The sequence below is a fragment of the Enterococcus sp. AZ050 genome (assembly GCF_051715085.1).
GTDB lineage: Bacteria > Bacillota > Bacilli > Lactobacillales > Enterococcaceae > Enterococcus > Enterococcus faecalis.
In genome coordinates this window covers 245,704-272,040 of the sequence record NZ_JBIOTC010000001.1, presented here as the reverse complement: position 1 = coordinate 272,040, position 26,337 = coordinate 245,704, and the positions used below count along the sequence as shown (strand labels likewise).

General features: G+C 38.6%; 24 protein-coding genes and 1 pseudogene. 2 read left to right on the top strand and 23 right to left on the bottom strand.

What is annotated here, in order from left to right:
- Positions 1 to 17: 17 nt before the first annotated feature.
- The 4 genes from IGJ04_RS01290 to IGJ04_RS01275 form a co-directional block, all read right to left on the bottom strand.
- A complete protein-coding gene (locus tag IGJ04_RS01290) occupies positions 18 to 1,358 on the bottom strand; it encodes an NADH oxidase (protein ID WP_002361833.1) in 1,341 nt (446 codons plus the stop codon).
- A gap of 297 nt (positions 1,359 to 1,655) precedes the next feature.
- Positions 1,656 to 2,099 (bottom strand): Fur family transcriptional regulator, encoded by a 444-nt coding sequence (locus tag IGJ04_RS01285; protein ID WP_002357560.1) that lies wholly within the window; start codon positions 2,097 to 2,099, stop codon positions 1,656 to 1,658.
- A gap of 138 nt (positions 2,100 to 2,237) precedes the next feature.
- Entirely contained in the window at positions 2,238 to 3,170 is a 933-nt protein-coding gene (gene cysK, locus IGJ04_RS01280) for a cysteine synthase A (protein ID WP_126300956.1), read from the bottom strand.
- Positions 3,171 to 3,398: 228 nt separating this feature from the next.
- Entirely contained in the window at positions 3,399 to 4,259 is an 861-nt protein-coding gene (locus IGJ04_RS01275) for a glucosaminidase domain-containing protein (RefSeq protein ID WP_002357562.1), read from the bottom strand.
- A 354-nt stretch (positions 4,260 to 4,613) separates the two neighbouring features.
- Between IGJ04_RS01275 and IGJ04_RS01270 the strand changes: the two genes are divergently transcribed.
- Positions 4,614 to 5,804, top strand: a complete 1,191-nt coding sequence (locus tag IGJ04_RS01270) for an MFS transporter (RefSeq protein WP_002357563.1) — start codon at positions 4,614 to 4,616, stop codon at positions 5,802 to 5,804.
- Positions 5,805 to 5,855: 51 nt separating this feature from the next.
- On the opposite strand, the gene tkt is transcribed toward IGJ04_RS01270, so the two are convergent.
- Together tkt and IGJ04_RS01260 are read right to left on the bottom strand one after the other, a co-directional pair.
- Positions 5,856 to 7,850, bottom strand: coding sequence for a transketolase (gene tkt / locus IGJ04_RS01265; protein WP_002360299.1), 1,995 nt, complete (start codon positions 7,848 to 7,850; stop codon positions 5,856 to 5,858).
- 71 nt (positions 7,851 to 7,921) lie between these two features.
- On the bottom strand, positions 7,922 to 8,164 hold the full coding sequence (locus tag IGJ04_RS01260) for a DUF896 family protein (RefSeq protein WP_438839814.1): 243 nt from the start codon (positions 8,162 to 8,164) through the stop codon (positions 7,922 to 7,924).
- A 150-nt stretch (positions 8,165 to 8,314) separates the two neighbouring features.
- Here IGJ04_RS01260 and lexA point away from each other — a divergent pair, with 150 nt between their 5' ends.
- Entirely contained in the window at positions 8,315 to 8,935 is a 621-nt protein-coding gene (gene lexA, locus IGJ04_RS01255; protein ID WP_002357566.1) for a transcriptional repressor LexA, read from the top strand.
- Between the two features lie 13 nt (positions 8,936 to 8,948).
- Here lexA and queG read toward each other — a convergent pair whose 3' ends face one another.
- The 17 genes and pseudogenes from queG to aroF form a co-directional block, all read right to left on the bottom strand.
- A complete protein-coding gene (queG, locus tag IGJ04_RS01250) occupies positions 8,949 to 10,118 on the bottom strand; it encodes a tRNA epoxyqueuosine(34) reductase QueG (protein ID WP_002366694.1) in 1,170 nt (389 codons plus the stop codon).
- A gap of 23 nt (positions 10,119 to 10,141) precedes the next feature.
- Positions 10,142 to 10,636 carry a trimethoprim-sensitive dihydrofolate reductase gene (dfr, locus tag IGJ04_RS01245; protein WP_438839813.1) on the bottom strand — a complete coding sequence of 165 codons (495 nt, stop codon included), beginning with the start codon at positions 10,634 to 10,636 and terminating at the stop codon, positions 10,142 to 10,144.
- A 17-nt stretch (positions 10,637 to 10,653) separates the two neighbouring features.
- Complete coding sequence (locus IGJ04_RS01240; RefSeq protein WP_002398298.1) at positions 10,654 to 11,601, bottom strand: thymidylate synthase; 948 nt, start codon at positions 11,599 to 11,601, stop codon at positions 10,654 to 10,656.
- Between the two features lie 17 nt (positions 11,602 to 11,618).
- On the bottom strand, positions 11,619 to 13,508 hold the full coding sequence (locus IGJ04_RS01235) for an ABC-F family ATP-binding cassette domain-containing protein (RefSeq protein ID WP_438839812.1): 1,890 nt from the start codon (positions 13,506 to 13,508) through the stop codon (positions 11,619 to 11,621).
- Between the two features lie 110 nt (positions 13,509 to 13,618).
- Entirely contained in the window at positions 13,619 to 15,673 is a 2,055-nt protein-coding gene (locus tag IGJ04_RS01230) for a cation:proton antiporter (protein WP_002360309.1), read from the bottom strand.
- Positions 15,674 to 15,708: 35 nt separating this feature from the next.
- Positions 15,709 to 16,041, bottom strand: coding sequence for an ACP phosphodiesterase (locus IGJ04_RS01225; RefSeq protein WP_002357572.1), 333 nt, complete (start codon positions 16,039 to 16,041; stop codon positions 15,709 to 15,711).
- A gap of 77 nt (positions 16,042 to 16,118) precedes the next feature.
- Positions 16,119 to 16,595, bottom strand: a complete 477-nt coding sequence (locus tag IGJ04_RS01220) for a hypothetical protein (RefSeq protein ID WP_002357573.1) — start codon at positions 16,593 to 16,595, stop codon at positions 16,119 to 16,121.
- Positions 16,596 to 16,606: 11 nt separating this feature from the next.
- Entirely contained in the window at positions 16,607 to 16,801 is a 195-nt protein-coding gene (locus IGJ04_RS01215) for a hypothetical protein (protein WP_002357574.1), read from the bottom strand.
- A 193-nt stretch (positions 16,802 to 16,994) separates the two neighbouring features.
- The gene (locus IGJ04_RS01210; RefSeq protein WP_002382324.1) at positions 16,995 to 17,843 is read right to left on the bottom strand and encodes a DegV family protein; all 849 of its coding nucleotides are present in this window, start codon (positions 17,841 to 17,843) and stop codon (positions 16,995 to 16,997) included.
- Between the two features lie 75 nt (positions 17,844 to 17,918).
- Positions 17,919 to 19,091, bottom strand: coding sequence for an LCP family protein (locus IGJ04_RS01205; RefSeq protein ID WP_002365661.1), 1,173 nt, complete (start codon positions 19,089 to 19,091; stop codon positions 17,919 to 17,921).
- A gap of 143 nt (positions 19,092 to 19,234) precedes the next feature.
- Positions 19,235 to 20,077, bottom strand: coding sequence for a prephenate dehydratase (gene pheA, locus IGJ04_RS01200; RefSeq protein ID WP_438839811.1), 843 nt, complete (start codon positions 20,075 to 20,077; stop codon positions 19,235 to 19,237).
- Between the two features lie 7 nt (positions 20,078 to 20,084).
- The gene (locus IGJ04_RS01195) at positions 20,085 to 20,591 is read right to left on the bottom strand and encodes a shikimate kinase (RefSeq protein WP_159150482.1); all 507 of its coding nucleotides are present in this window, start codon (positions 20,589 to 20,591) and stop codon (positions 20,085 to 20,087) included.
- A 19-nt stretch (positions 20,592 to 20,610) separates the two neighbouring features.
- Positions 20,611 to 21,897 (bottom strand): 3-phosphoshikimate 1-carboxyvinyltransferase, encoded by a 1,287-nt coding sequence (gene aroA, locus IGJ04_RS01190; protein WP_104659709.1) that lies wholly within the window; start codon positions 21,895 to 21,897, stop codon positions 20,611 to 20,613.
- Positions 21,898 to 21,903: 6 nt separating this feature from the next.
- Positions 21,904 to 22,999: pseudogene (locus tag IGJ04_RS01185) on the bottom strand (prephenate dehydrogenase).
- A gap of 33 nt (positions 23,000 to 23,032) precedes the next feature.
- The gene (gene aroC, locus IGJ04_RS01180) at positions 23,033 to 24,199 is read right to left on the bottom strand and encodes a chorismate synthase (protein ID WP_010713405.1); all 1,167 of its coding nucleotides are present in this window, start codon (positions 24,197 to 24,199) and stop codon (positions 23,033 to 23,035) included.
- Position 24,200: 1 nt separating this feature from the next.
- Complete coding sequence (gene aroB / locus IGJ04_RS01175) at positions 24,201 to 25,277, bottom strand: 3-dehydroquinate synthase (RefSeq protein WP_438839810.1); 1,077 nt, start codon at positions 25,275 to 25,277, stop codon at positions 24,201 to 24,203.
- Positions 25,278 to 25,299: 22 nt separating this feature from the next.
- Positions 25,300 to 26,325 (bottom strand): 3-deoxy-7-phosphoheptulonate synthase, encoded by a 1,026-nt coding sequence (aroF, locus tag IGJ04_RS01170; protein WP_438839809.1) that lies wholly within the window; start codon positions 26,323 to 26,325, stop codon positions 25,300 to 25,302.
- Positions 26,326 to 26,337 lie beyond the last annotated feature (12 nt).

Genomic DNA, 26,337 nt, shown 5'->3' with positions numbered 1-26,337 from the left:
CCTTTTTCTATTATTAATTACATATTTTCTAAAGCGGCTTGGGCTAATAAGTTTAAGTAGTTCCAAGGGCGATCAAAATGTGGTTGGAAGAAGAAATCAGAAATCGCTAAATCTTCGACAGTCATTTTATTTTGGACCGCTAATGATAAAGTATTGGCAGATTGTGTGATATCATATTTAGACATCAATTGACCACCAACAATGCGTTGTGTTCCTTTTTCATAGACTAATTCCATCAGAACTTTTTCAGTTGTTGGCATAAACTCTGGACGATAGTTATCTTCGAAAACAGTTGCTTCGACATCTAGTCCGTTTAATTTGGCACTTTCTTTTGTCACACCTGTTGAACCAATTTTCCAACCGAATAAATATAAGCCAGAAGTTCCCTGTGTGCCACGATAAGCCAATTTTTGTTCAGTCAAATTACGACCTACTAGCATACCTTGACGAACAGCATTCGTTGCTAATGGGATATAATTTTTTGTTTGACTTGGGTTGTAGTGAACAACTGCACTATCACCCGCAGCAAAAATATCAGGATTGCTTGTTTGCATATACTCATTGACTTCAATTGCACCATTTGGTAACATGTCAACTTTATCTTTTAATAATTCTGTATTTGGACGGAAACCAACACACATAATCACCATATCTGCTTCGAATTCTTGACTTGGTGTAATGACTTTTGCTACTTTTCCTTGCTCATCTGCTACGAATTGTTGGACATTTTCACCTAAAGCTAAATTAACGCCACGATCAACTAATTCTTTTTCTAGAACATCTGTGAATGGCTTATCTAAATATTTATTTAAAATGCGGTCTAACCCGTCAACTAAAGTAACTTGTTTACCTGATTCTACAAAAGCTTCTACTAATTCAATACCAATATAACCGCCACCAACGACAACGACACGTTTGGCATCTTTCGCTTTTTCGATGATCACGTTGGCTTGTGAATAGTTTTTACATAATAAAATATTTTCAGCATCAATTCCTGGAATTGGTGGAATAATTGGCCAAGAACCAGTTGTCATCACTAATTTATCATAAGAAACGGTCTCAGTTGCGCCCGTTTGTAAGTTTTTCGCTGTAACAGTTTTGTCGTCCACGTTGATTTCTTCAACATTGTGTTCCATCTTCACTGTTGCTCCTAAAGAAGCCAGTTCTTCTGGATTTGAATAAAATAAATCAGCAGCATTTTTAACTACGCCTCCAACGTACAAGGCAATTCCGCAAGATAGGAAGGAAATATTGTCATTTCTTTCATATACAGTGACTTCCGCCTCCGGGTGATTTGCTAAAATACTTTTAACTGCTGAAGTTCCAGCATGGGTACATCCTACGACTACGACTTTCATGTTGTAAATCCCTTCTTTCACAATCTTTGTTTTGCAGAGGTGACGTCTCCCTCTGTCTGTTTAAAATATATCAGAGGAATCAAGCTTATTCGAGTTCTATGCTTGTGAATCGCATATAAAAAAATTCACAAACTGTTGCTAATTCTTAATAATAGCTAGTTAATTTTTTGTTTTTAAGAATTTAAAAGTCAATAACCACACAAAAAAACAAGCATAAGAGTGAAAACTCTTACGCTTGTGAAATTTGCCTAGACAAGTGACTTATCTTTTGATAAATTTTTAACAGTATGTAATTTTTTACACATTCTCCTGTTGTGCTTGTTGGCAATCTGGACATAATCCATATAATTCTAAACGATGTTCATTAATTTCGAAGCCTGTTAATTTACTAGCGGCCATTTCAACGTCCTCTAACCCTGGATAATGAAAATCAACGATTTTACCACATTTTTGACAAATCACGTGATAATGTTTCTTCGAACTAAAATCAAAACGACTAGATGCATCGCCATAACTCATTTCTTGAACGAAACCGATTTCAGTAAATAAACGTAGATTGTTGTAAACCGTTGCTACACTCATATTTGGAAAATGATCTTCTAGTGCGCGATAAATTTCATCAGCTGTTGGGTGTGTATGATTTTCGATTAAATATTCCAAGATAGCATAACGTTGCGGAGTAATTCGGATATTGGCTTCTTTTAATTCAGCAAGTGCATTTTTAACCAATACGTTGTCCATCTTTGTATCCCTCCCCTGTCTATCTTTCTTAAATAATACTATTTCTTATTACGATTGACAAGAATTATTGTAGGATTCTCGTGGAAAAAACGAGCATTTTACTAAACTAAGAGAAATGCTCGTTTTTTGGCGTGTTTTTTATTCTGGAAATTCGTAAAGAGCTGTCGAAAGATAACGTTCACCGTTATCTGGAACCAGCGCTAAGACACGTTTGCCTGCGCCTAATTCAACTGCCAAATCAATGGCAGCTTTAATTGCTGCCCCTGCTGAAATCCCCACAAGGATGCCTTCTTTTGGCCCCATTAAACGAGCAGTTTCTAATGCGTCTTCACTAGAAACAGCGGCAACTTTTTGATAAACGGTGGTGTCTAAAACTTCTGGGACAAAACCAGCGCCTATTCCTTGGATTTTATGTGAACCTGGTTCGCCACCTTCTAAAACAGGCGACTCCGTTGGTTCTACTGCAACAATTTCAATGTCTGGAAAAATCCGTTTCAATTCATGGCCAACTCCTGTAACGGTTCCTCCAGTGCCAACACCAGAAACAAACGCATCTAAGCCACGTTTACCAAAGACATCAACAATTTCTTTTCCTGTTTTTTGTTCATGTACCATTGGATTAGCTGGATTATTAAATTGCAAAGGCATGAAGTATCCGTGTTCTTCTGCTAATGCTGTGGCTTTTGCAATTGCCCCTTTCATTCCTTCGGCACCAGGGGTTAATAATAGATCAGCCCCATATGCTTGCATTAATTTGCGGCGTTCAATACTCATAGTATCTGGCATCACAATCTTAACTGGATATCCCAACGCAGCACCTACCATTGCTAACCCAATGCCTGTATTACCACTAGTCGGCTCAATAATCGTTTGTCCAGGTTTTAGGCGACCATCTGCTTCGGCTTGTTGGATCATGCTTAAAGCAATTCGATCTTTCACACTGCCACCAGGATTAAAGAACTCTAGTTTAACAAAAACATCTGCAGCTCCTTCTGGTACCATCCGTTTTAATTTCACAACTGGGCTTTGACCAATTAACTCTGTTACTGATTTTACATAACCTTTAGTCATAATCCTACATCCTCCAATTTTACAAACAATATAATAATTCTTTCTCTAAGCATAGCTCAAAAAAACGATTTCTACCAGAAAAACGAATTTTAGTTTGTGAAAAATTAAATAAAAAAACGGATTATGCTCATCAAATAATTGCTGCTGGCCCTACCTATTTTCACGATAAAAGACCTTACAAAAACTACTGCTTTTGTAAGGTCTTTCTTCAACTAAATAATTGCAAAATTAACCGATTTGGATGGTTTGACCCACCGATAAAACAGAATCCAATGTTAATCCATTTAGTGACATTAAATTATCAACTGTCGTTCCAAAACGTGCAGCAATGTCCCACAATGTGTCGCCGTTTGCGACAGTGTAACTTTGACTAGCTACAGTTTCTGCTGTTGCTGTTGCAGAAGCCGCTGTATCGATTGTTGTATCAACGGTTCCCGTTGTATCTGAATAACTAGTGGTTTGAGCGACTGGTGCTCCCCAATCATATTGAGTTAAATTATATGCTTCAATTAACCAATTCAATTTTTCGGCATAGCCTGGATCAGTTGCATAACTTCCAGCTAAAGCGGCTGTTGCATCGCGATAACTGCTAGTATTACTCTTCCAAACGCCTGAATAATGGTATGTATCCCCAAAAGCAGTGGAACGAATAACATTGGCATGATCTTGGAACGATTCCGCATAAGAATTATAACTTCTAAATGCTGCTGTGACGGTCACCCATTGTCCGTCTAAATATTCTTTTGTTGGCATATAAACAGATTGTCCATTATAACTTCCTTTTACACCAAACAAGTTATAGTTCGGTGCAGATGCTAACCCAGAACTACCATAACTACTTTCTAGCAACGCTTGAGCAATCATGACGGAAGCATACATATCATTGCTATTGGCAACGGCTGCTGCTGAATTTCCGATTTCATTAATAAATGCTTGCTGGCTTGATTCTGCTTGGGCAGGTACCGCAGCACCAACCACAGGTGCTAAAATCATTGAAGTCCCCGCAACGGCGGTAGCACGTTTATAAGCTTTTTGCTTTTTAAGAGCTTTTTGGATATGTTTACTACTTCTTGTTAACTGTTCGCTCATTCATTTTTCCTCCTCACTGTCTCACTTTTCTATTTTACCGTTAATTTCCTATTGAAACAAGAAATAAACGTATTAAATTTTGAGTTTTAAAATTTCTGTAATGTAATTGAAATCTTGTTTGTATTTAATTAACCCTCTTCACACTTGTGAAAACAACTACTTCTTCTTTTCAATTTGATGAGATTTTTGTTATTTATCCTCTTACTTTTCTTTATTTATTGTGATAAACTTTTTAATGGACTTGTCACTTTTTGAACAAACTTTATAAGAGAAGTCTGTTTTTGTAGTCAAAACAACTATTGCCGAGTAGTTGTTGTATTACAAAATGAATTACATAGAAATGTAGGTGGTTAGATGAAGAAACAACAATCGGGTTTAACAAATCAAGTGACGTTTTTATTAGCATTAACTTGCGGGGTCGTGGTCGCCAATATGTATTATATTCAACCAATTGGCACCCAAATTGCTCAGGCCTTTCAAGTCAGTATTGGTTCTATTGGTTTTGTTACTATGCTGACCCAATTAGGGTATGCGCTAGGCTTACTTTTTCTTGTTCCATTAGGCGATGTCGTTGATCGCCGCAAATTAATCATTCGAGTAGCTGCGCTCTCCTCGCTGTCTCTAAGTGCTGCGTTTTTTGCACCAAGTTTTCTCCTGTTTGCACTCTCTTCTTTTTTTATTGGGTTGCTCTCTATTGTCGCCCAAATTATTATTCCTTATGCAGCGGTCATGGCGGGGCCAGCGAACCGTGGTAAAGTAACAGGTCGAATGCTGGGCGGACTATTGACAGGAATTTTATTGTCTCGAACGATCTCGGGTTTCATTGCTAGTGCAGCTTCTTGGCGAACAGTCTACCTAATCGCCGTAATATTCGTGTTAGCATTGGTTGTTCTACTCCAATTAAAATTGCCCAAAACAGTGATACATACTCAAACTTCAAATCGATTAACTTATTTAGGTTCTTTGAAAAGTCTTCCTAAGCTAATCAAATCGCAACCTTTGTTAAGAGAAGCAACTGTCAATGGCTTTTTTATGTTTGCAACCTTTTCAATCTTTTGGTCTACATTAATTTTCTTTGTTAGTAGTCCAGCTTATTATTGGGGACCGAAAGAAGTCGGTATTTTAGCAATTTTTGGTTTATCGGGAGCATTCGTAGCACCCATCATTGGTCGTCTATCCGATTATTATCCAGAACGGAAGATTGTTTTGATTGGCCTGTTGATGCAGTTCGGTAGTTTTATCTTACTTTTTCTAGGTGGAACACATGTGGTCTTACTAATCTTAGCAATTATTGTTTTAGATATCGGTACTCAATTTGGGCAAGTAGCCAATCAAACACGCGTCCAAAATTTAGGAGAAGAAGCCAGCAATCGTAACAATACCGTCTTTATGTTTTTCTATTTCATCGGCGGTTCACTGGGTTCATTGATTGGTACATTAATGTGGCAAAATTATGGTTGGTCCGGTGTTACTTTAACTGGTATTGGGTTCCAATTGTTCGCATTATTTTTCCACTTTATGCTCTTTGCTCCCAAAAAGAAATGAAGCAAAAAAACCTGAATGCTATCACAAGCATTCAGGTTTTTTAATCTTTATTTATAGTGATTTATAGGTATTAACCACATTTTCAGGAGTAAAGCCGAATTTTTCAAGAACTAGACCGCCAGGTGCAGAAGCGCCGAAGTGATCAATTGTGATTGTTTTGCCTTCCGTCCCTACATAGCGTTCCCAACCAAAACTTGCTGCAGCTTCAATCGCCACACGTTTTGTCACAGCTTTAGGTAACACACTTTCTTTATATTCAGCAGATTGTTTTTCAAATAAATCAAAACTTGGCATTGACACGACAGATACATCGATGCCTTCTTCCGCTAATTTCGCTTGTGCTTCCACTGCTAGATTTACTTCAGAACCAGTCGCAATTAAAATCCCTGCTGGTTGTTCACCTTTTTGTGGTGACAATACATAAGCACCTTTTTGAACAGAATCAGAAGCGTGTTCTAACGTTCCTTCTAAAACAGGTAAGTTTTGACGACTTAGAACTAAAATAGTTGGTGTTTCCGTAGAAGTCATAGCAATTTTCCAAGCAGCAACAGTTTCATTGCCGTCTGCTGGACGAATCACATGAACATTTGGAATGCAACGAACACTTGCTAATTGCTCAATTGGTTCGTGTGTTGGCCCATCTTCACCCACCGCAACAGAGTCATGCGTTAAGACGTAAGTTACAGGAACTTTTTGTAAAGCGGCTAAACGGATTGCTGGACGCAAGTAGTCAGTAAAGACGAAGAATGTCCCGCCATAAACATGGCTACCACCGTGTAATTGAATCCCGTTCATTGCTGCAGCCATTGCAAATTCGCGAACACCAAACCAAATATTACGGCCTTCGTATTGACCAGGTTCGAAATCTTTTTCTGCAGCAACCATTGTATTATTTGAGGCAGATAAATCGGCTGAACCGCCCCAGAAACTTGGAACAACTTTTGAAATAGCTTGAATCGTTTCTTTACTTGTTACACGACTTGCGGCACTTGTTCCTAGTTCATATTTAGGTAATTCTTGTTCCCAACCTTCAGGTAATTGGTTGGCAAAAGCTTCTTTAAATTGTTTGGCTAATTCTGGATGCGCATGTTCATAGTTCTTAAACATCTCATTCCAAGCCTCTTCAGCTTTTTGGCCTTCGTCAATCATCGTTTCTTTAAAACGAGCAGCGACTTCCTCTGGCACAGTAAAGTCAGGATATTCCCAACCATAAACAGCTTTAGCCGCTGTAATGCCCTCTTCACCAATTGGCGCGCCGTGAACGGAAGATGTTCCTTCTTTTGGTGCTCCGTAACCGATGACTGTTTTAACTTCAATCAGTGTTGGTTTATCTGTTTCAGCTTTAGCCGCTTCAATCGCAGCCTCTATTTCATCTAAATCATTGCCGTCTTTAACTAAAATATGTTGCCATCCGTATGCTTCATAACGAGCCCCAACATTTTCAGTAAAGGCTTTAGAAGTTGGTCCATCTAATGAGATGTCATTTGAATCGTACAAGACAATTAATTTACCTAATTTCATATGACCAGCCATTGAACTTGCTTCTTGAGAAACACCTTCCATTAAATCGCCATCACCACAAATTGCGTACGTATAATGATCCATAATAGGGAAACTATCACGATTATAAGTTGCAGCTAAATGCGCTTCAGCCATTGCCATACCAACAGCCATAGCAATCCCTTGTCCTAGAGGTCCTGTTGTTGCTTCAACACCATCTGTGTGGTGCACTTCTGGATGCCCTGGTGTTTTACTATCCCATTGACGGAAATTTTTCAAATCGTCAATTGTTACGTTGTATCCTGATAGATGTAATAAGCTGTACAACATTGCAGAGCCGTGGCCTGCTGAAAGTACAAAACGATCACGATCAACCCAGTTTCTAGAAGTTGTTGGGTTCACCTTTAAATGTTTTGTCCAAAGTGCATACGCCATTGGGGCAGCACCCATCGGTAAACCAGGATGTCCTGAGTTCGCTTTTTGTACGGCTTCAATACTTAATGTCCGGATTGTATTAACGCCCAATTGATCTGTCTTGTCAAACAAAAAAATCATCTCCTAATTTAGGTTTTTTTTACCTTTATTCATAGTGTAGCTTATTTCGACAATGAAAGCAATTACTTTCTGTTGTGAAGTCCTTTTTCACGTTGAATTTGTTTTAGTTTTTCAGGAGTCACATCGGTCCCTTCTTGATCCACGACCTTCATTCCTTCAATATGGTGACGCATCCCTCCACGAAATGCTTCTAAATACTCTTTACGTAATTCTTGTCGTTCGACTTTTTCTTTCGCACTAAGTTCTTCCACTTTTGCTTTATTCGCTAATTCATTTATACGGGCAATTTTTTCTTTCGATAACATCAAAATCCCTCCTTACTCTCACTGTCTATATTATAAGAACTGCCTTAAAAAAACAACTATATTCTGATATTTATAAAACACGAACGCTTGTTTGATTTCGTTCGCATTTTATGGTACACTAATTTTATCAATTGAAAGAAGGTGCGGGTTTTGGCGAAACGTACAGAAACAAGACAATTAGAAGTACTTAAATATATATACGAACAAGTCGAATTAAAGGGTTATCCGCCAACCGTTCGCGAAATTGGGAAGGCTGTTGATTTATCCTCAACTTCTACCGTTCACGGACATTTAGCTCGTCTTGAAAAAAAGGGTCTAATCTTACGTGACCCAACAAAACCGCGAGCAATCGAATTAACACCAGAAGGCTTGGAAAAGATCGGAATTCAACCGACAACTATTCCGATGTTAGGTGTCGTAACTGCTGGTGAACCAATTTTAGCGGTGGAAGAAGCATCAGATTTCTTCCCGTTACCTCCTGATTTACGTACAGAAGAAAATGCTTTATTTATGTTGACGATTCGAGGAGAAAGTATGATTAACGCAGGTATTCTAGATGGCGACCAAGTGATTGTTCGTAAGCAATCGAATGCCAATAATGGCGACATCGTAATCGCAATGACCGATGAAGATGAAGCAACCTGTAAACGATTCTTCCGAGAAGTAGATCATATCCGCTTGCAGCCTGAAAATGATGCATTAGCGCCTATTCTTTTAGATAACGTTACAATTTTAGGTAAAGTTGTTGGTTTATATCGCAATCATATTTAATAAAAAAAGGAAGTCACTCCGTTGAGCGGCTTCCTTTTTTGCTTGTTAACAAGTGAATAGCCTTTTGAGCTTCCTCGATAACCTCTTCTTCAGTTTCTACAGAAAGTAGATAATTTAAAGCTTCTAAACTTTGCTCGGGTTCTCTTTTTGCGAGCTGACCTAACGACCAAGCAGCTGTTCCGCGAATGACAGGACGCTGATCATTTAAACAGAGAATAATTTGTGGGATAGCTTCACGGCCGCCCAAATTCGCTAACGCAATTAAAGCATTTCGTTGCAATGGTTTTTTACCACGCCAAGAGCCTGCTAAGTGTCCGAATTGCTGTTTAAACTCTTTATTGGAAATAGTTAATAACGGTGCCAATTTGGGATAAACTTCTTCAATCTTTGGTTCCATCTCTTCATGAAAATGAAAATCTTTTCCTTTATTATAAGGGCAAACCAGCTGACAAATGTCGCAACCATAAATGACGTTACGCATTTTTTTCCGATACTCTTCAGGCATCATGCCTTTTGTTTGCGTTTGATAAGACAAACATTTTTGAGCATTCATTCGACCGTCCCCTAACAAAGCCCCTGTAGGACACCCTGTGATACAACGAGTACAATCACCGCAACCATTTGGAACAGGTTCATCTGGCTCAAATTGAATGTTGGTGGTCACCTCACCTAAATATACAAAGGAACCAAATTCTTCGGTAATCAGTAGACCATTTTTACCAATGAATCCTAAACCCGCCCGCTGAGCAACAGCGGTGTCAACATATTCGCCAGTATCTACTTGCGGCCGAAAGCGCCAGTGTTCTTTTTCTGCTTCAGTGGCAGCTTGCTCTTCAATAAAAGCAATTAATTTTTGCAACCGATCCTGCAAAATGTGATGATAATCAATTCCCCAAGAGGCTCGCGCAAATTGGCCACGCTTTTCATCTCTAGGCATTTTTTCCTGAGCTTTGGTGGGATAAGCTAAAGCAATGGAGATAATACTTTTAGGATGCTCAAACGTTTTTTCTGGGTAAATTCGTTCTTCCACATTTTGATGTTCAAACCCCGAGTTATATCCTCGCTCTCGTTGTTCATGTAGAGAATCTTCTAATTCAATAAATGGTTCAGCATGAGTAAAGCCGATTTTATCGATGCCTAAACGTTGACTCTCTTGAATAATTTTTTCTTTCAATGTCGGCATTGCTCATGCCTCCCTTCATTTTATTATTTATCGTTTCGATGATACGTTTCATAGTCATGTGCATAGAGATTTTTCTCGTCCACGACGCCGGGAACAGTGGCAACTTTTTCCCAAACAGACCAGTCGATTTCTGGAAAGAAAGTGTCGCCTTCAAATGTTTCATGAATCATCGTCCGATATAAGACATCGCATGCGGGAATCAGTTCTTTAAAAACGACAGAACCTCCACCAATAACGGTCACGCCTTCATAGTTGTCAGCATACGCAAGAATCTCCTCTACGGAATGCATAACCAAAACGCCTTCAGCTTGGTAATCCGGATTACTGGTAAGAACAATCGTTGTTCGATTTGGTAACGGACAACATCCCATGCCTTCGAAAGTTGCACGTCCTAAGACCAATGTATTATGAATTGTTTTTTCCTTGAAAAATTTCAAGTCGTTGGGTAAATGCCAAGGCAATTTGCCTTCTTTACCAATCACTCCTTGTTCATCTTGGGCCCAAATGGCTGCTAACATAGCTTCTCTCTCCTTTTTTATACGGCAATCGGCGCTTTAATCGTTGGATGTGGGTCATAGCCTTCTACTTTAATATCTTCCATATCAAAATCAAAAACAGAAGCCTTGTCTGGATTCAAAACGAGCGTTGGAAAAGAACGAACTTCTCGTGATAATTGTTCTTGCATTTGCTCCACATGATTTTGATATAAGTGGGCATCTCCTAGCGTGTGTACAAACTCGCCCACTGCTAAACCTGTTTCATGTGCAATCAGATGTGTCAATAAAGCATAGCTTGCAATGTTAAAAGGAACACCTAAAAAAACATCGGCACTGCGCTGATAAAGTTGACAGCTTAATTTTCCTTCATTTACATAAAATTGAAACATAGTGTGACAAGGCGGCAACGCCATTGAAGGAACATCTTCTGGATTCCAAGCAGAAACAATTAAACGGCGAGAATCAGGATTGGTTTTAATCATTTCAATCACATTAGCTAATTGATCGATAAAGCTACCATCTTTGGTTTCCCAGTGACGCCATTGCGCACCATAAATATTCCCTAATTCACCATATTTTTCTGCAAACTCTGCATCATTTAAAATGGTGTCACAGAACTTTTGATGTTCTTCTTTGTATTGTTCTGCAAACGCTGGATCTTGTAAGACACGATGCCCAAAATCCGTCATGTCTGGTCCTTGATAATCTGCGCTTTTTACGTAACGTTCGAACGCCCATTCATCCCAAATATGATTATTTCGCTCTAATAAATAGCGAATATTCGTGTCGCCTTTTAAAAACCACAATAACTCACTTTTAATCAAGCCAAACGGTACTCGTTTGGTTGTTAGTAAGGGAAATCCTTTGGCCAAATCAAAACGCATTTGATAGCCAAATAAACTATACGTCCCAGTTCCTGTACGGTCTTCTTTAAAATGACCTTCTTCTAAAATCTTTTTTCCTAGCGCTAAGTATGCTTCTTCCATCTTATTCCCTCCGTCTCTTAATCCGCGTATTCACTCAAGTATTCCCAACGATTCATTTTTTCTTCTAACAATTGTTCCGTTGCAGTTACTGCTTCTTGCAATTCTTGTAAACGAACAAAATCATCACCCTGATGATTCATTTCTACAGTTAATGTTTCTAATTTCGTTTCTAATTGTGTGATGTCTTCTTCAATTGTTGCCCACTCTTTTTGTTCCATATAAGTCAGCTTTGTTTTTTCTTTCTTTTCTGTCGATGCTTCTTTTACTGGTTTATTGAGCGGTTTTTCTTTGACCTTTTCTTGTTCTTTTTGGTTCGCCAAATATTCACTCATCGTGCCATAAAATGATAGGATCTGACCATTTCCTTGAAAAACTAACAATTTATCCATTGTTTTATCCAAGAAATAACGGTCATGAGAAACCGCAATTACCGCTCCTTTAAACGTTTGGATATAATCTTCTAAAATGGTCAACGTATCAATGTCCAAATCGTTGGTTGGCTCATCCAATAATAACACGTTAGGCTGACTAATTAATAATTTTAAGAGATATAACCGGCGTTTTTCTCCACCAGACAGTTTGCCAATCAGTGTGCCATGCATAAAACGAGGAAATAAAAAGCGCTCTAACATTTCAGCGACCCCAACGCTGCTTCCATCACTGCGTTTCACTTCTTCTGCTGCTTCTTGCAAATAAGCAATCATCCGTTGATTAGGATCCATTTCTTCGTTTTGCTGGGTATAATAGCCAATTCGGACGGTTTCACCGATACTATATAGACCACTCTCTAAAGGAATGCGGCCAGCTAAAATATTTAATAACGTGGATTTGCCTGCACCGTTTTTACCAGTAATGCCAATTCGATCGTTTGCTTGAATGAGTAAATTAAAGTCTTTCAAAAGCTGTTTATGATCAATGGCATAATTTCCTTCCTTGATTTCCAGAACTTTTTTCCCTAAACGCTGCGTGGCAAAGTTTGCTTCTAAGGTGCCATTGGTTTGTACCTGATGCAAGTTTTCTTTTAAATCCTGAAACCGATCAATTCTTGCTTGCTGTTTCGTTCCTCGTGCTTGAACGCCTGCTCGCATCCACGCAAGTTCTTGTTTGAAGAGGCGTTTTCTTTTTTCTTCTTGTTCTACAGCGACACGTTCACGTTCGGCTTTTTCCATCACATACGTTTCATAGTTTCCTTTGTATTCATACAGTTTTCCAAAAGAAAGTTCGAAAATCCGATTGGTTACTCGATCTAAAAAGTAGCGGTCATGGGTCACCATTAAAACCGCGCCACGATAGTTATTTAAAAAGTTTTCCAGCCATTCAATCGTTTCATAATCCAGATGGTTCGTCGGTTCATCCAATAACAGTAAATCAGGCGCTTCAATTAAGACTTGCGCCAAGCTTACTCGTTTTAACTGCCCACCAGAAAGCTCACCTATTTTCTTTTCCAATGTGGGAATACCTAATTTTTGTAAAATAATTTTTGCATTGGTATCTGCTGTCCAAGCATCTTGTTTATTCATGGCTTCTTCTGCTTGCGTGTAACGTCTTTGAACCCCTTCGTCTAAACCATTCTCACTTAAAGCAGCTAACGCTAATTCATAATTTTTGACCGCTTTTATGATCGGGCTGTCTCCCTGAAACACGGCTTCTGCAATCGTAATATTCTCGTCAAATATTTGATTCTGGGAAAGGTACCCAATTTGATAATCACTTGGCTGCTGAATTGCAGCAAGATCACCATCACCGCTATCTACGCCAGCAATAATATTTAATAAACTGGTTTTCCCTGTGCCGTTAATCCCAATTAAACCAATGCGATCTTTTTCATGAATCAAAAAAGAAAGATGATCAAATAGTGTTTTTTCCCCATATGTTTTGGTTAAATCTGTTACTTTTAATTCTTTCACCGACACTACCAACTCCTTCTATTTTGGTCTTGCTTATTGTATCAAAAATTGGATTATAAAAAAAGTGCATGAGATAAAAATCGTCTTGGTTTCATCTCATACACTATTACTTATTCTTTATTAAAATTTTTAACAAATCGTTTCAGCGGAACATTATTCACTTCGCCGCTAATCGAATAACTCTCTAATAAATTGACATTTTTTCGTAACTCGTTCGCTTCGATAATTGAAATGCGTTCAGATTGTTCGTAATGATCAATCATCCGTCGTTCTTCTTGGAAGCCTAATAATAGGTCTTTGACATAGTCTGTCTCCGTATGAACAATATACGAATCAATAAATTCGCCTTTTTCAAACTTATGGGCTAAATCCAAGCGTCCGTCAATGAAGAAATCAATTAAATCATCATCATAGACACCGCGCAAATTATCTAAACTCTTCAGAATAACTTGAGAATTTCTTAGAAAAACTTGGCGAATATTTTCTAGTTCTTCATTTCGTAATTCTTTTTCTTCTTCAGAAGCTTCACCACGATTGAAAAATAACTTAGGATGTAAAAGAATCGAAATGATTTGTCGAGCAAATAATAACCAAAAGCCTACAATCGATAATAATTGTTTGGCAATCGACCGTTGCATCCGTGTAATCAAGCGTTGATACATACGATAACTTCTGACACTAATTTCTCCTTGTTTCAGACTTTCTTCTAGGCCGTCTCGTTCAATGGACACAATTAACGTCCGCAACTCTTGCACTTCTTGTTTTCGTTCTGCACTTAGCTGCTCGGTATACAATTCTTTTAAACGATCTTGATAATTTTCAATGACCGCATTCATTTCACCACGAGGATTCTCTTCATTTTGCTGTTTTAAGACATCAATGACATCACGTAATAAATCAATTTCGACTGACTCTTCATTTTCCACTTCCGTCTCTGAATCAGTTAAAAATGGTAAAACTAGAATCCCGCCAATCAGAGTCACCAAAATAACACAAGCCGTAATAAATAGTAATAACGGTCGTTCTTTAAAATGCTCGCCGTTAATCGCTGTTGGCAAAATAAAGATGGTGGCTAAACTCACTGTTCCTTTAACACCGCCAAAAGTTAAAATCAGCATTTCATTCATTGCGTTTTTAACTTTCTTAAGTCCATGTTGAAGCGTGTAAACACTGAAAATGGCTAAGAAACGAATCAAAAAGACAACGGCGCTAATAATTAGAACAACCATTAGTAGGAACCAGTTTGAATATTGTTGGTCAATCCAAATTGGCGAAAACACTTGAGAAAGTTCAATTCCTAAGAATAAGAAAACTAAGGCATTTAAGGTGAACTCAATCATACTCCAAATACTTTCGCCAACATTTGACAGCTCTGCTTCAAAAAGCGAAACTTTTTTCAAACTAGATGCTTGCATAATCCCAGCAATCACAGCAGCAATAATTCCAGAAACGCCAATCAACTCTGAAATTAAATAAGCAATAAATGGCAAGAGTAATTCAATCAACAAGTAGCCTGTAACATCTTTTGCCACTGCAGTTTCAAGTAAATGAACAATTTGCTGTTTTAATAGAACTAACACGATTCCGACTACCGCTCCACCAATACTGGAAATAACCAAGGTCCCTGCCGCTTCCACCGGCGAAAATGACCCCGTTAATAAAGCCGCTAAAGCAAATTGAAAGGCTGTAACGCCTGATGCATCATTAATGAGTCCTTCACCAGATAAAATGTTCATCGAACGTTCAGGAATGTCAATTCGACCTGATAACGAACCTACCGCCACCGCATCCGTTGGCCCTAAAGCCGCTCCAAAAGCGAAGCAAGCAGCTAATGGTAAAGTAGGCAAAATCATATGCAGGGTCCAGCCGACTCCAACTAAGGTAATTAACACACCAAAAAAGGCCAAGAAAAGAATCATCCCGAAATTTTTCATCATTGCTTTCAGATTGATTAGCTCCCCTTCTCTAAATAAAAGCGGTGCAATAATCATTACTAAAAACACTTCAGGCTCAAATTCAATTTCCTGCCCCATTTTAGTTAAACCAATTAGAACGCCTACAATAATTTGCACAATTGGCAGCGGAATGACGGGAACAATCCGGTTGAATATGTTTGAGAAGGTAATAGACAGTGCAAAAACAATGATTAGAAAGGTAAATTCCATCCTATCATTCCCTTCTATATTAAATTTTTATTGACTTACCGATCAAAACATTTAAGTAATTTTTTCTTTTTAAGAATAATTTTCTTTTCGACTTCTTCTAACTCAGAACTGCGTTCGCAAAGTTCCAATTGAGCGCGTCGTGCTTCTAAACGAAGAAGTTCTCCTTTAATTAATTCAATTTTTTTGTAGCGTAAGAAATTTTTCTTTTGCATACGTTCTGCAAAGTGTTGTCGTTTTTCTTCAGGGATTGCTTGATATTTCTTTTTCAAGTCAGCGACACACTTTTCAAATTCTTCACTCACCGAAACAACTTCCTTCCAAAATTTAATCTGACTAATTATAACAAATTTTACCAAAAGTACAAGCAAAATTGCTTTCTTTTTTTCAAAAGAAATTCAGACAAAACTTAACGCGGGAAAAGCTGATTTCTAGGAGCTGAACATGGTTAATCTTCATTAACAATAATATCAATTTCTGCCTCTTCATTCATCCGTGTTGAAAGAAAAAGAACCATTTCTTCTAGTGGCGCAGAAAAGCGTAAAACCACCCCTCTTCTGCCTTTTTTTAAATACCCTAAACGAATACCGTTCGACTTTTGAACGAGGACAATCTTTTCGATATCTTTAAAGGCCGTGCCCCGATTGTCAAAAGGATGCGTAATAATACAGTCCTCCGCAAAACCTCTTGCATCGTAAAGAAAACTGAAGATAATCAAAATATATAACACACTTCGAATCATTTCAATTTTATCTCCTGCCGAAAATGCATTGGCCAGAATCATTAAACTAAAAAAAGCAACTAAATATTTTGTTGTAGGATGTTTTGCAGCCGGAATTACAATACTTTTACGTACGAAGTAAAAGTAACCATACATAACGACGACAAATAAAAATAGCAATAACGTAAATCCATCGATAATCACAAACGACTCCTTTATTTCTTTTTCTTTTGAATATCTGTTAATATATCATTTATTTCTTTAATTTCTTTTTTTGATTCATTAATCTTTTTGATAACCGCCTCACGGTTTTTTCCAGGCGGTAAGTCAATTGATTCTTGGTAGTAGTTTGCTAAAGCTTGAACTTTTTTCATTTTTTCGCTTTGCAACAAGGCTATATTTCTTTTCATTTAACCGCCTCCTCTTCCTTAGTATACATTACTTTGTAAGGAATTGCTTAATTTGCAAGATATTTTCTAATAAAAAGGAGTAATTTTACATTTTCTTATAAACAAAAAGTATTCGGCTGAGTAACAGCAGCAAACGACAAAATAATAGAATAAAAGATGAGACAGAAGTAGTTTACTTTTGTCTCATCTTTTATTATTGAGCTGAAATCGCTAAACCAATTGCTTTTTCCCCTAGATGGGTCCCAATAACTGGACCAAAATGACCGATTTCAATTTCTGCATTTGGGTATAGCTTTTGTAATTTTGCTTGTTCTTTTTCAGCAACGATGCGGTTATTAGCATGAATCACATACAGTTTAACTGGTGCTTCAATCCCTGCGTTTCGTTCACCAATAATCTTTTCTGCACGAGCAAAAGCTTTCTTTGTTGAACGGATTTTTTCAAATAATACAATTTTTCCATCTTCAAAAGTCAAGATAGGTTTAATCTTCAATAGCCCAGCGATCAAGGCTGCGCCATTCGTTAAGCGACCGCCACGAACTAAGTTGTTCAGATCTTCTACAATTAGATATGCATACGTATTATCACGAATTAAATCTAATTTGGCAAAAATTTCTTCTAAGCTGGCTTTTTCTTCTGTTAAATCTAAAGCAGCTTCTACCATGTGTCCCATTGGCATACTTGTAATTTTTGAGTCATATGGATACAAAGCAACGCCTGGGATTTCATCAGTAAGTCCGTGCAATGTATGAACAAAACCAGAGATTCCTGAAGAAAGATGAATGCTGATGATGGTGTCGTACCCTTGTTCAGCGATTGATTTGTAAAGCTCTAACACTTCTCCTAAAGCAGGTTGTGAAGTCGTCGGAAATTCTTTACTATTATTTAGCAATGCATAATATTCATCTGCTTCAATGTCAATGCCTTCGTTGTATATTTTTCCATCTAAAATGACTGGGATGGGAATTACAAAAAGATTCGGATGATCTTTAATGCGCTCGGGTAAATAAGCTGTACTATCTGTCACAATAGCAATTTTCATTTTGTAACCTCGTTTCACTAATTTTCCACGTTGTTTCTAATATAGCATAAAAAAGGATATTTTAAAATGCTTTCCTTATTCGTTCAGGAATTTTTCGATGGCGTCAGCATTTTTTTGTTCATCTACTTCTAAAATACTGCCTGCATAAGAGGATTCACCAAAATTCCAAGAATCTGGTACCGGAACCGATAATGACTCAACCCCTGCTTTTCCTTTAATCAGCAATGATGGTCCGTTCGTTAACATGAAACTAACAGGCACATCTGTCGACATATAGCCGACTAATTTCCCAAGTGATTCTGGGGTTCTTAATAAAGTCATTGGGTTTTTCATTTGGCTCATTACAGCTGACATAACTTGTTGTTGGCGACGAACCCGACCAAAGTCGCCTTCTTCATCCATCCTAAAGCGAGCGTATTGAAGTAAGACATGTCCATCCATGACCTGTTGCCCTTTTTCAATATCAACACCATCTAAATTCAGTGATTTTTCTGCATCGATTTTGACACCTTTTGGAAACATAGAGTCAACAATTTTTTCAAATGATTGGAAATCTACCTTAGCATAATATTTCGTATCTAAATTAAAGTTTTGTTTTAACGTTTCACGAACCAATTCAGCACCGCCATAAGCGTATGCGGCATTAATTTTATTCGGCCCGACACCAGGAATGTCCACGAATGTATCACGCATAAATGAAATTAATTTCGGTTTTTTTGATGGTCCATTTAGTTGGAGAACCATTATTGTGTCGGCTCGTCCAGCATCTTCCCCACGTGTATCGCTGCCAAGAATTAAAATATTCTTAGCCCCATTGCTACTTTTGACACCATTAAATGTTTCTACTTTTTCTTGAGGCAACGAGTCATCATGTTCTGCTGCAGATTTTCCTTTTAAAAACATGACTGTACTATAGGCAAATAACAGAATCAATAGGATCACTAGCCATTTGAAAAAGCGTTTTGTTTTTGATTTTTTACGTTTCTTTTTTGGTTTCTTGTCTTTTTTTCCGCGGGGTGGTTGGTCAGAACCGTTGCCACCACCTGAATCTGTTTGATGTCGCCTCTCACTTCTGCGACTGTCCTCAGTATAGCTGTCTTCGTAAACTGGCTCTTGAAGGCTTTCAGCTAGTTCTTCTGGTTCTTCTTCTCTATGTTCACCCATTGATTTTCGGGGATTAAAGGTCTTTTTATGCTCTGCTGGTCTCGATTTTTCATGAATATGTTTATAACGATCTACACGACTCATCGTGTCACTCCTTTACCTCTGTGTTTTATCACCTTTCTTAGGATACCTCATTTCGCAGGAAATTCCTATTACAAATATGTAATTTAATAAAAAATGAAACTCACTTTATCTAATAAGTAAGCTTCATTTTCATTTTTAACTCTTTAAAGTGTGGACAAAACATAGATCGGGTAATCCCCTAAAATTTTTATTTCTGCACCAATCAGTTCCAGTTCTGTTAAAGCTGCTTCAATTAGTTTTTCTGGTTGATCATTCACTAAGTCCATTAAAAAGAAGTACTCTCCGAGCTTTGTTTTCAACGGCCGCGATTCTATTTTGCTAAGATTAATCCCTCGCCAACTAAACACGCTTAATGCTTTGTGTAAAGAGCCAGGAACATTACTTGGCATCGTAATCGCCAACGTTATTTTTTTCTCAGATAGCGGGAAAGAAATCGCTAAATTTTCAGAACCAAGAACCCAAAATCGGGTTTGATTTACCGATAAATCTTGTATATTTTTTTCAACAATGGTCAAATCATACATTTCCGCAGAAAGTTTTGGTGCAATAGCTGCAAAAGGTAATTCTGGATGTTCTGCAATGTATTTGGCGGCGTAAGCTGTTGAAGGCGTTGCTTCTAAAATCGCTTCTGGATTCTCTAGAAACATCTGCGATTGAGCTAATGCTTGCGGATGTGATAAAATTTTCTGACTTTGTTGCCAAATCGCTTGATTCTCTTTTGCCACCATTAATTGTTGTTGAATCGGTAAAACTAACTCTGCTTGGACAGGTAACTGCGCTTGATGATACAAATAATCTATCGATGCGTTAACAGTTCCTTCAATCGTGTTTTCTATTGGAATAATGCTACATGCCACTTCTTGCTGTTCAATTGCTTTCAAGCAAGCTGGAATCGATGCGTACGGTATCAATGTAGCATCAGGAAAAGCAGCCAACGTTGCACTGTACGTAAAGGAACCAATCGGACCTAAATAACCAACTTTCATCGTTTCTCTACTCCTTTAATTGTTGCAGAATTTCATTGATAATTTCTTCTGGCAAGCGATTGGTCGTATCAATTGTCATCTTCGCACATTCTTCATAAAAATTTTTACGAGACTCAAACAAAGCAATGATTTCTTTTGAAGAACGTTCTATAGCTAAGGGTCGTTGGTTTTCAGTATCTTCTTTGATTCTTTTTAACAGCTCTTCTGGTGTCGCATGTAAATAAATCACTTGCTGAAAAGATTTTAATAAGCTACGATTTTCTGGTCCGACAACAATCCCGCCCCCAGTTGAAAGGACGGCTGTATTTTTTGACAGCTCCTTTAAAAGTTGGGTTTCCTGTTCTCGGAAAGCTGCTTCACCATATTTTTCGAAATAGTCAGGAATTGAGCGTCCTATTTTTTCAATTAACGCTGTATCTAAATCAAGATAAGACATCTTTAGTTTATTGGCCAAACTTTGGCCGATAGTTGTTTTACCCGCACCCATGAAACCAATTAAAACAATGCTTTCCATGGTTCGTTATCCTCCTTCGTTAACAACTTAAACGTTCTAAGTCGTCAAAAAATGCTGGATAAGAAACTGAAACTGCTTCAGCCTTATCTAATTCAACAGTGCCTTCTTTTACAAGTAATGCAGCAATTTGTAACATCATCCCGATACGATGATCCCCATAACTGGTAACTCTTCCACCATGTAAAGAAGTTGGTCCATGTATAATTAAGCCATCATCAGTAGGCGTGATGTCGGCGCCTAAAATTGTTAATTCTTTCGCTACTGCATCAATCCGATTGGTTTCTTTGACTTTCAATTCTTCTGCATCTCGAATGATTGTCGTGCCAGTAGCCTGAGTAGCTAACAAAGCAATAATCGGTAACTCATCAATTAAACGTGGGATAATAGCGCCACCAATCTCTGTAGCTGTTAATTGACTCGTTTTTACAAGTAAATCGCCAGAATGATTGGCCTCATCTTCATTTAAAATAGTGACGGAACCGCCCATGTTTTTAATCACATCTAAAATACCTGTCCGCGTTTGATTTAAGCCAACATTTTTCAGAAGTATCTCGCTATCTGGGACTACTAAACCTGCAACTAAAAAGAAAGCCGCAGAAGAGATATCTCCAGGAACTACCACGTTTTGACCTGTTAATTGTTGCGGTCCAGTTAACATAATTTTTTTACCGTCTACTTCAAGCGTCCCACCAAATTGTCGAATCATCTCTTCTGTATGATCACGTGTCTTTTCTTTCTCAACCACTACAGAAGTGCCCTGGGCTTGCAAAGCGGCGAATAAAATAGCCGATTTCACTTGAGCACTCGCAACAGGCATTGTGTAGTCAATAGGTTGTAAATTTTGAGTCCCGCGAATAGAAATTGGCGGAAACTCCGTTTGTTGAACCCCTTGACATTCCGCTCCCATTTGGTTTAAAGGAAGCATCACACGATTCATCGGTCGTTTAGCAATAGACGCATCACCAGCTAGGCGCGTTTCAAAGGGACAGCCAGCTAAAATGCCTAGCATTAGACGAATTGTTGTCCCTGAATTTCCAACATCAATTGTATTCTTCGCCTTTTTTAAGCCTGCAAATCCTTGCCCCTCAACGGTGATTGTCGTCCCGTCATCTTCAATGTTCACACCTAAAGAACGAAACGCCGCTAAGGTACTTAAACAATCTTCGCCTCTTAGAAAATTTGTAATCGTCGTTTTTCCAGAAGAAATCGCTCCAAACATAATACTTCTATGGGAAATCGATTTGTCGCTAGGAACCATCAGAGTCCCTTGTAAATGTTTCACATTTGTACGTAGTTGCACCCTCATCACCTCTTATTTTTCGTAACACGTATAGTTCGTTTTTTTAGATAAAATTTGTTTTGCAGCTTGGCAGTCTGATTGATTTTTAAAAGACAATTGAAGAATCCCATAGATTTCTTCTCTCGTTTCTAAAATTTTAATATTTGTAAGAGAAAGGTCCGCTTCGCCTAAAATTTGCGTAATTTCAGCAATGATTCCTGGTTGATCTGGTACATCAACAAACAGATCATAGAAAGCTGGGATTGCGCCTTCTTTGTGAATAGGCAATTGAGCACGTGTTTCTTTGGCCTTATCAAAAAAATTACGAATAGCTGGGGCGTTTTTTTTCTGTTAACCATTGGCAAACAGTAGTCATCTCTTTTTGCCAATTTTCTAGTAAGTCCAATAATACTAAGCGATTGCTTAATAAAATATCCGTCCACATCGTTGCATCAGAGGAAGCAATTCGAGTAATATCTCTAAATCCTCCAGCCGCTAGCTGCTGTGCTCTAGGGTAAGTAGTATTCAGTTGCTGACTTTCGTTCACTAAAGCTGCGGCAACAATATGTGGCAAGTGACTTAGAGCACCAGTAATTTCATCATGTTCCTGTGCAGGCATCGTAATAAACTTCGCATGAGTTCCTTTTAGTAACGTTTGTAACTCCTGAATCTGTTTGTTTTTTTCGCCATGGTCATCGGTAAAAATATAGTAGGCATTTTCAAACAAACGTTCATCAGCGGCTGTTACGCCAGATTTATGTGAACCAGCCATTGGATGACCACCAATAAAATTTTTCATGTTAAGCTTTGTTGCTAACTGATTAATTTCCACCTTGGTACTACCCACATCTGTGATCAGAGCAGTTTCTAGTGATAATTGGTTTAATTCTTCTAGTTGTACTAAAGTTGCTTTAACTGGGGAACAAAGAAAAATAATCTCTGCTCGTCTTGCCCCACTTGTTAAAGATTCAGCTATCTCATCAATTAGACCCGTTTTCTTAGCAAATTCAGTTGACTCCGCTTGATTATCGAAACCGATAATCTCACTGTTTGGATGCCCTTTTTTGATACACAAAGCCAGTGAACTCCCGATTAGCCCTAATCCTACGATTAAAATACGTTTCTTCATTTTTTCCCTCCATATACTTGCGACTTTCTTCCATTAAAAGTTTTGAGTATATAGACGATAACGTTTCACTGCTTCTTTCATTTGTTCAAATGAGTCACTATCAAATTTTTCGAGCATAGCCTTCGCTACTTCCGTTGCAACAACGGCTTCACAAACAACGCTAGCGGCCGGTACCGCCGTGCTATCAGAGCGCTCAACGCTAGCCTTATAAGGCTCTTTTGTATCAATATTCACGCTTTGTAATGGTTTATAAAGGGTTGGAATAGGTTTCATGACACCACGAACGATGATTGGCATTCCGTTGGTCATTCCTCCTTCAAAACCGCCTAAATTGTTGGAAGTTCTGGTATAACCTGTACTTTCGTCCCAAACAATCTCGTCCATCACTTGACTACCAGGGCGTTGCGCCATTTCAAATCCAATGCCAAACTCAGCACCTTTAAAAGCATTGATGCTTACAACAGCTTGCGCAATTTTGGCATCTAGTTTACGATCCCATTGAACATAGCTACCTAAGCCAGCTGGAACGCCACCCACAAGTACTTCTACTACCCCACCAATTGTATCGCCATTTTTCTTGGTTTGGTCAATTAGTTCTTTCATTTTTTCTTCTACGGAAGGATCTAATACGCGAACGGCAGATTGTTCAGATCGTTCTTGAATTTCACGGATCGTTAAATTTTCAGGGATCGTAGCTTCAATCCCGCCTAATACTGCGACATGCCCAGCGACTTGGATATTCAGTTCAGCTAAGAGTTTTTTAGCAACCGCACCAATCGCCACACGCATCGTTGTTTCTCGTGCCGAAGACCGTTCTAAAACATTCCGTAAATCATCATGTTGATATTTCATGCCACCGACTAAATCAGCATGTCCTGGACGTGGTTTGCTGACGCGGCGGATTTTCTTTTGTTTTTCAGGAACTGGCTCTACTGACATCACGGAGGTCCAATTTTTCCAGTCTTTGTTTTCGACAATCAACGTTACTGGTGAGCCAAGTGTTTTACCATGCCGAATGCCCGAAGTAATACGTACTTGGTCTTTTTCAATTTTCATCCGTCCCCCACGACCGTAACCGCCTTGACGTCTTGCTAATTCTCGGTTAATCTCTTCGCTACTTAAAGGAAGACCGGCTGGTAAGCCTTCAATAATAGCAGTTAATTCAGGTCCATGTGATTCGCCTGCTGTAATAAAGCGCATCTTAAATTCCTCCTTCTCTATTTAAAAATGCTCGAATTTCTTCCGTTGGTAAAGAGACAATTTTCGCTTGACCAATTTTTTCTAAGACAATGATTTTAATCTGTCCCCCACGTGTTTTTTTATCATGTGTAATTGCTTGATAGAGACGTTCTTCTGGCCAACAATCTGTCGTTACTGGTAAATGGAACTTTTCTAGCATGGTGACCAACTCTTGGGTAATCCCAAGTGGGGAAAGCCCTCGTTGTTCTGCGACTTGAGTTATTTGAATCATTCCTAAAGAAACGCCTTCACCGTGAGCAATCACCCCGTAACCAGCTGTATTTTCTAATGCGTGGCCGATCGTATGCCCAAAATTCAGAATCAAACGTAAGCCCAAATCTAATTCATCTTCTTCGACGACATCACGTTTAATCTTGCAACAGGCCGTGATAATTTCTTCTGCATGTGCCACTAAATCTTGTTCATTTTCCAAAGAGGATAAACGGTGCCACAATTCAACATCAGCGATAGCTGCTGATTTTACAATTTCTGCAATTCCTTCACGCACACGTCTAGGTTCTAATGTTTTAAGTGTATTAGGATCAATTAAAACCCCATCTGGTTGGGCAAAAGTACCGACAAGATTTTTGGCTTTTTTAGTGTTAACCGCTGTTTTACCTCCAATGCTACTATCTACTTGTGCCAGTAAGGTTGTTGGTACTTGCAAAAAGTGAATACCGCGCATATAGGTTGAAGCGACAAATCCAGCTAGATCTCCCACAACACCTCCACCTAGAGCAATTAAACCATCACTTCGAGTCAATTGCTGTTCCGCTAAAAAATCATAAAGCAGCTGAGCTGTTTCGAGGCTCTTACTTTGTTCACCTGCCGCTACAGCAATCAATGATGTTTCAAAACCAGCAGCTTGCAATTCTTTCTCAACAGCTGCGCCATATAATTTATTCACCGTTTCATCGGTAATAATCGCTACCCGTTGTGGCTGCCACAGGCTACGTACCCAGGTGCCAATTTTATCTAAGGCACCTGTTTCGATGGTTAAATCATATGAATGTGTAGGTAACGTTACGGTTAATTTCATGTCCTCTACTCCTCTGTCTTTACTAATCTTCTAAAGCATTAATTTCTTTCATTGCTTTTTCGATGATATGAACTTCTTTCATCATACGTAGGTAAGTTTTTTCATTCAAGGATTGTGGCCCATCTGACCACGCATTCGCTGGGTCTGGGTGAATTTCTACAATCAAGCCGTCCGCACCTGAAGCAACACCTGCTCGGGCCATTGGCGGTACTAAATCCCAGATACCAACACCATGACTCGGATCAACAATAATTGGAAAATGACTTAATTTTTTAATTAAAGGCACCGCACTTAAATCAAGTGTATTGCGCGTAGCGGTTTCGTACGTACGAATCCCACGTTCAATGAAGATCACATTGAAATTTCCTTGCGCAGCAATGTATTCAGCTGCGTTTAGCCATTCATCAATCGTACCAGCAATCCCGCGTTTTAAGCCAATAGGTTTTCCAGTTTTACCAACCGCTTGTAATAACTTGAAATTTTGCATGTTGCGCGCACCGATTTGTAAAATGTCACTGTATTTTGCGACAAGTTCAAAATTCGCTTCATCCATTACTTCTGTAATGACTTGCATATCTAATTCATCAGCCGCTTGGCGAATGTATTTTAGTCCTTCTTCTTCTAGTCCTTGGAAAGCGTATGGCGACGTTCTAGGTTTGAATGCACCACCTCGTAAAATTGTTGCACCGCCAGCTTTAGCAATTCGCGCACATTCACGAATCTGATCTAAGCTTTCGATTGAACAAGGGCCCGCCATCATGGTCATACTGCCGTCACCGATTTTAACACCGTTCACATCAACCACTGTATTCTCTGGATGAAATAAACGACTCGTTAGTTTGTATGACAACGAAATGCGGACACTTTTCTCCACGCCTTCTAATGCTGTTAACTCTGCTTCAACTAATTTTTCTGTATCACCAATCAAGCCTATCACTGTTTTTCCATTATCTTGACTTGTTTGAGTAGTTAAGCCTGCACCTGTTACTAAATCAATGACTTGTTTCATTTGCTTTTCGGTTGCATTTTCTTTCATAATTACGATCATTATATTCTCTCC

Excerpts from the sequence above, each read along its gene's own strand:
- IGJ04_RS01285 (WP_002357560.1), bottom strand. The coding sequence starts at position 2,099 with ATGGACAACGTATTGGTTAAAAATGCACTTGCTGAATTAAAAGAAGCC.
- IGJ04_RS01290 (WP_002361833.1), bottom strand. The coding sequence starts at position 1,358 with ATGAAAGTCGTAGTCGTAGGATGTACCCATGCTGGAACTTCAGCAGTT.
- aroA (WP_104659709.1), bottom strand. The coding sequence starts at position 21,897 with ATGAGGGTGCAACTACGTACAAATGTGAAACATTTACAAGGGACTCTG.
- IGJ04_RS01205 (WP_002365661.1), bottom strand. The coding sequence starts at position 19,091 with ATGAGTCGTGTAGATCGTTATAAACATATTCATGAAAAATCGAGACCA.
- IGJ04_RS01260 (WP_438839814.1), bottom strand. The coding sequence starts at position 8,164 with ATGTTATCGAAAGAAAAAATTGCCCGTATAAATGAATTAGCGAATAAA.
- IGJ04_RS01275 (WP_002357562.1), bottom strand. The coding sequence starts at position 4,259 with ATGAGCGAACAGTTAACAAGAAGTAGTAAACATATCCAAAAAGCTCTT.
- IGJ04_RS01230 (WP_002360309.1), bottom strand. The coding sequence starts at position 15,673 with ATGGAATTTACCTTTCTAATCATTGTTTTTGCACTGTCTATTACCTTC.
- aroB (WP_438839810.1), bottom strand. The coding sequence starts at position 25,277 with ATGAAATTAACCGTAACGTTACCTACACATTCATATGATTTAACCATC.
- IGJ04_RS01195 (WP_159150482.1), bottom strand. The coding sequence starts at position 20,591 with ATGGAAAGCATTGTTTTAATTGGTTTCATGGGTGCGGGTAAAACAACT.
- IGJ04_RS01215 (WP_002357574.1), bottom strand. The coding sequence starts at position 16,801 with ATGAAAAGAAATATAGCCTTGTTGCAAAGCGAAAAAATGAAAAAAGTT.
- dfr (WP_438839813.1), bottom strand. The coding sequence starts at position 10,636 with ATGTTAGCAGCCATTTGGGCCCAAGATGAACAAGGAGTGATTGGTAAA.
- IGJ04_RS01240 (WP_002398298.1), bottom strand. The coding sequence starts at position 11,601 with ATGGAAGAAGCATACTTAGCGCTAGGAAAAAAGATTTTAGAAGAAGGT.
- cysK (WP_126300956.1), bottom strand. The coding sequence starts at position 3,170 with ATGACTAAAGGTTATGTAAAATCAGTAACAGAGTTAATTGGTCAAAGC.
- IGJ04_RS01210 (WP_002382324.1), bottom strand. The coding sequence starts at position 17,843 with ATGAAAATTGCTATTGTGACAGATAGTACAGCTTATTTACCCGAGCGC.
- aroC (WP_010713405.1), bottom strand. The coding sequence starts at position 24,199 with ATGCGCTTTATTACAGCAGGCGAATCACATGGACCTGAATTAACTGCT.
- aroF (WP_438839809.1), bottom strand. The coding sequence starts at position 26,325 with ATGATCGTAATTATGAAAGAAAATGCAACCGAAAAGCAAATGAAACAA.
- queG (WP_002366694.1), bottom strand. The coding sequence starts at position 10,118 with ATGCCGACATTGAAAGAAAAAATTATTCAAGAGAGTCAACGTTTAGGC.
- IGJ04_RS01270 (WP_002357563.1), top strand. The coding sequence starts at position 4,614 with ATGAAGAAACAACAATCGGGTTTAACAAATCAAGTGACGTTTTTATTA.
- pheA (WP_438839811.1), bottom strand. The coding sequence starts at position 20,077 with ATGAAAGTTGGTTATTTAGGTCCGATTGGTTCCTTTACGTACAGTGCA.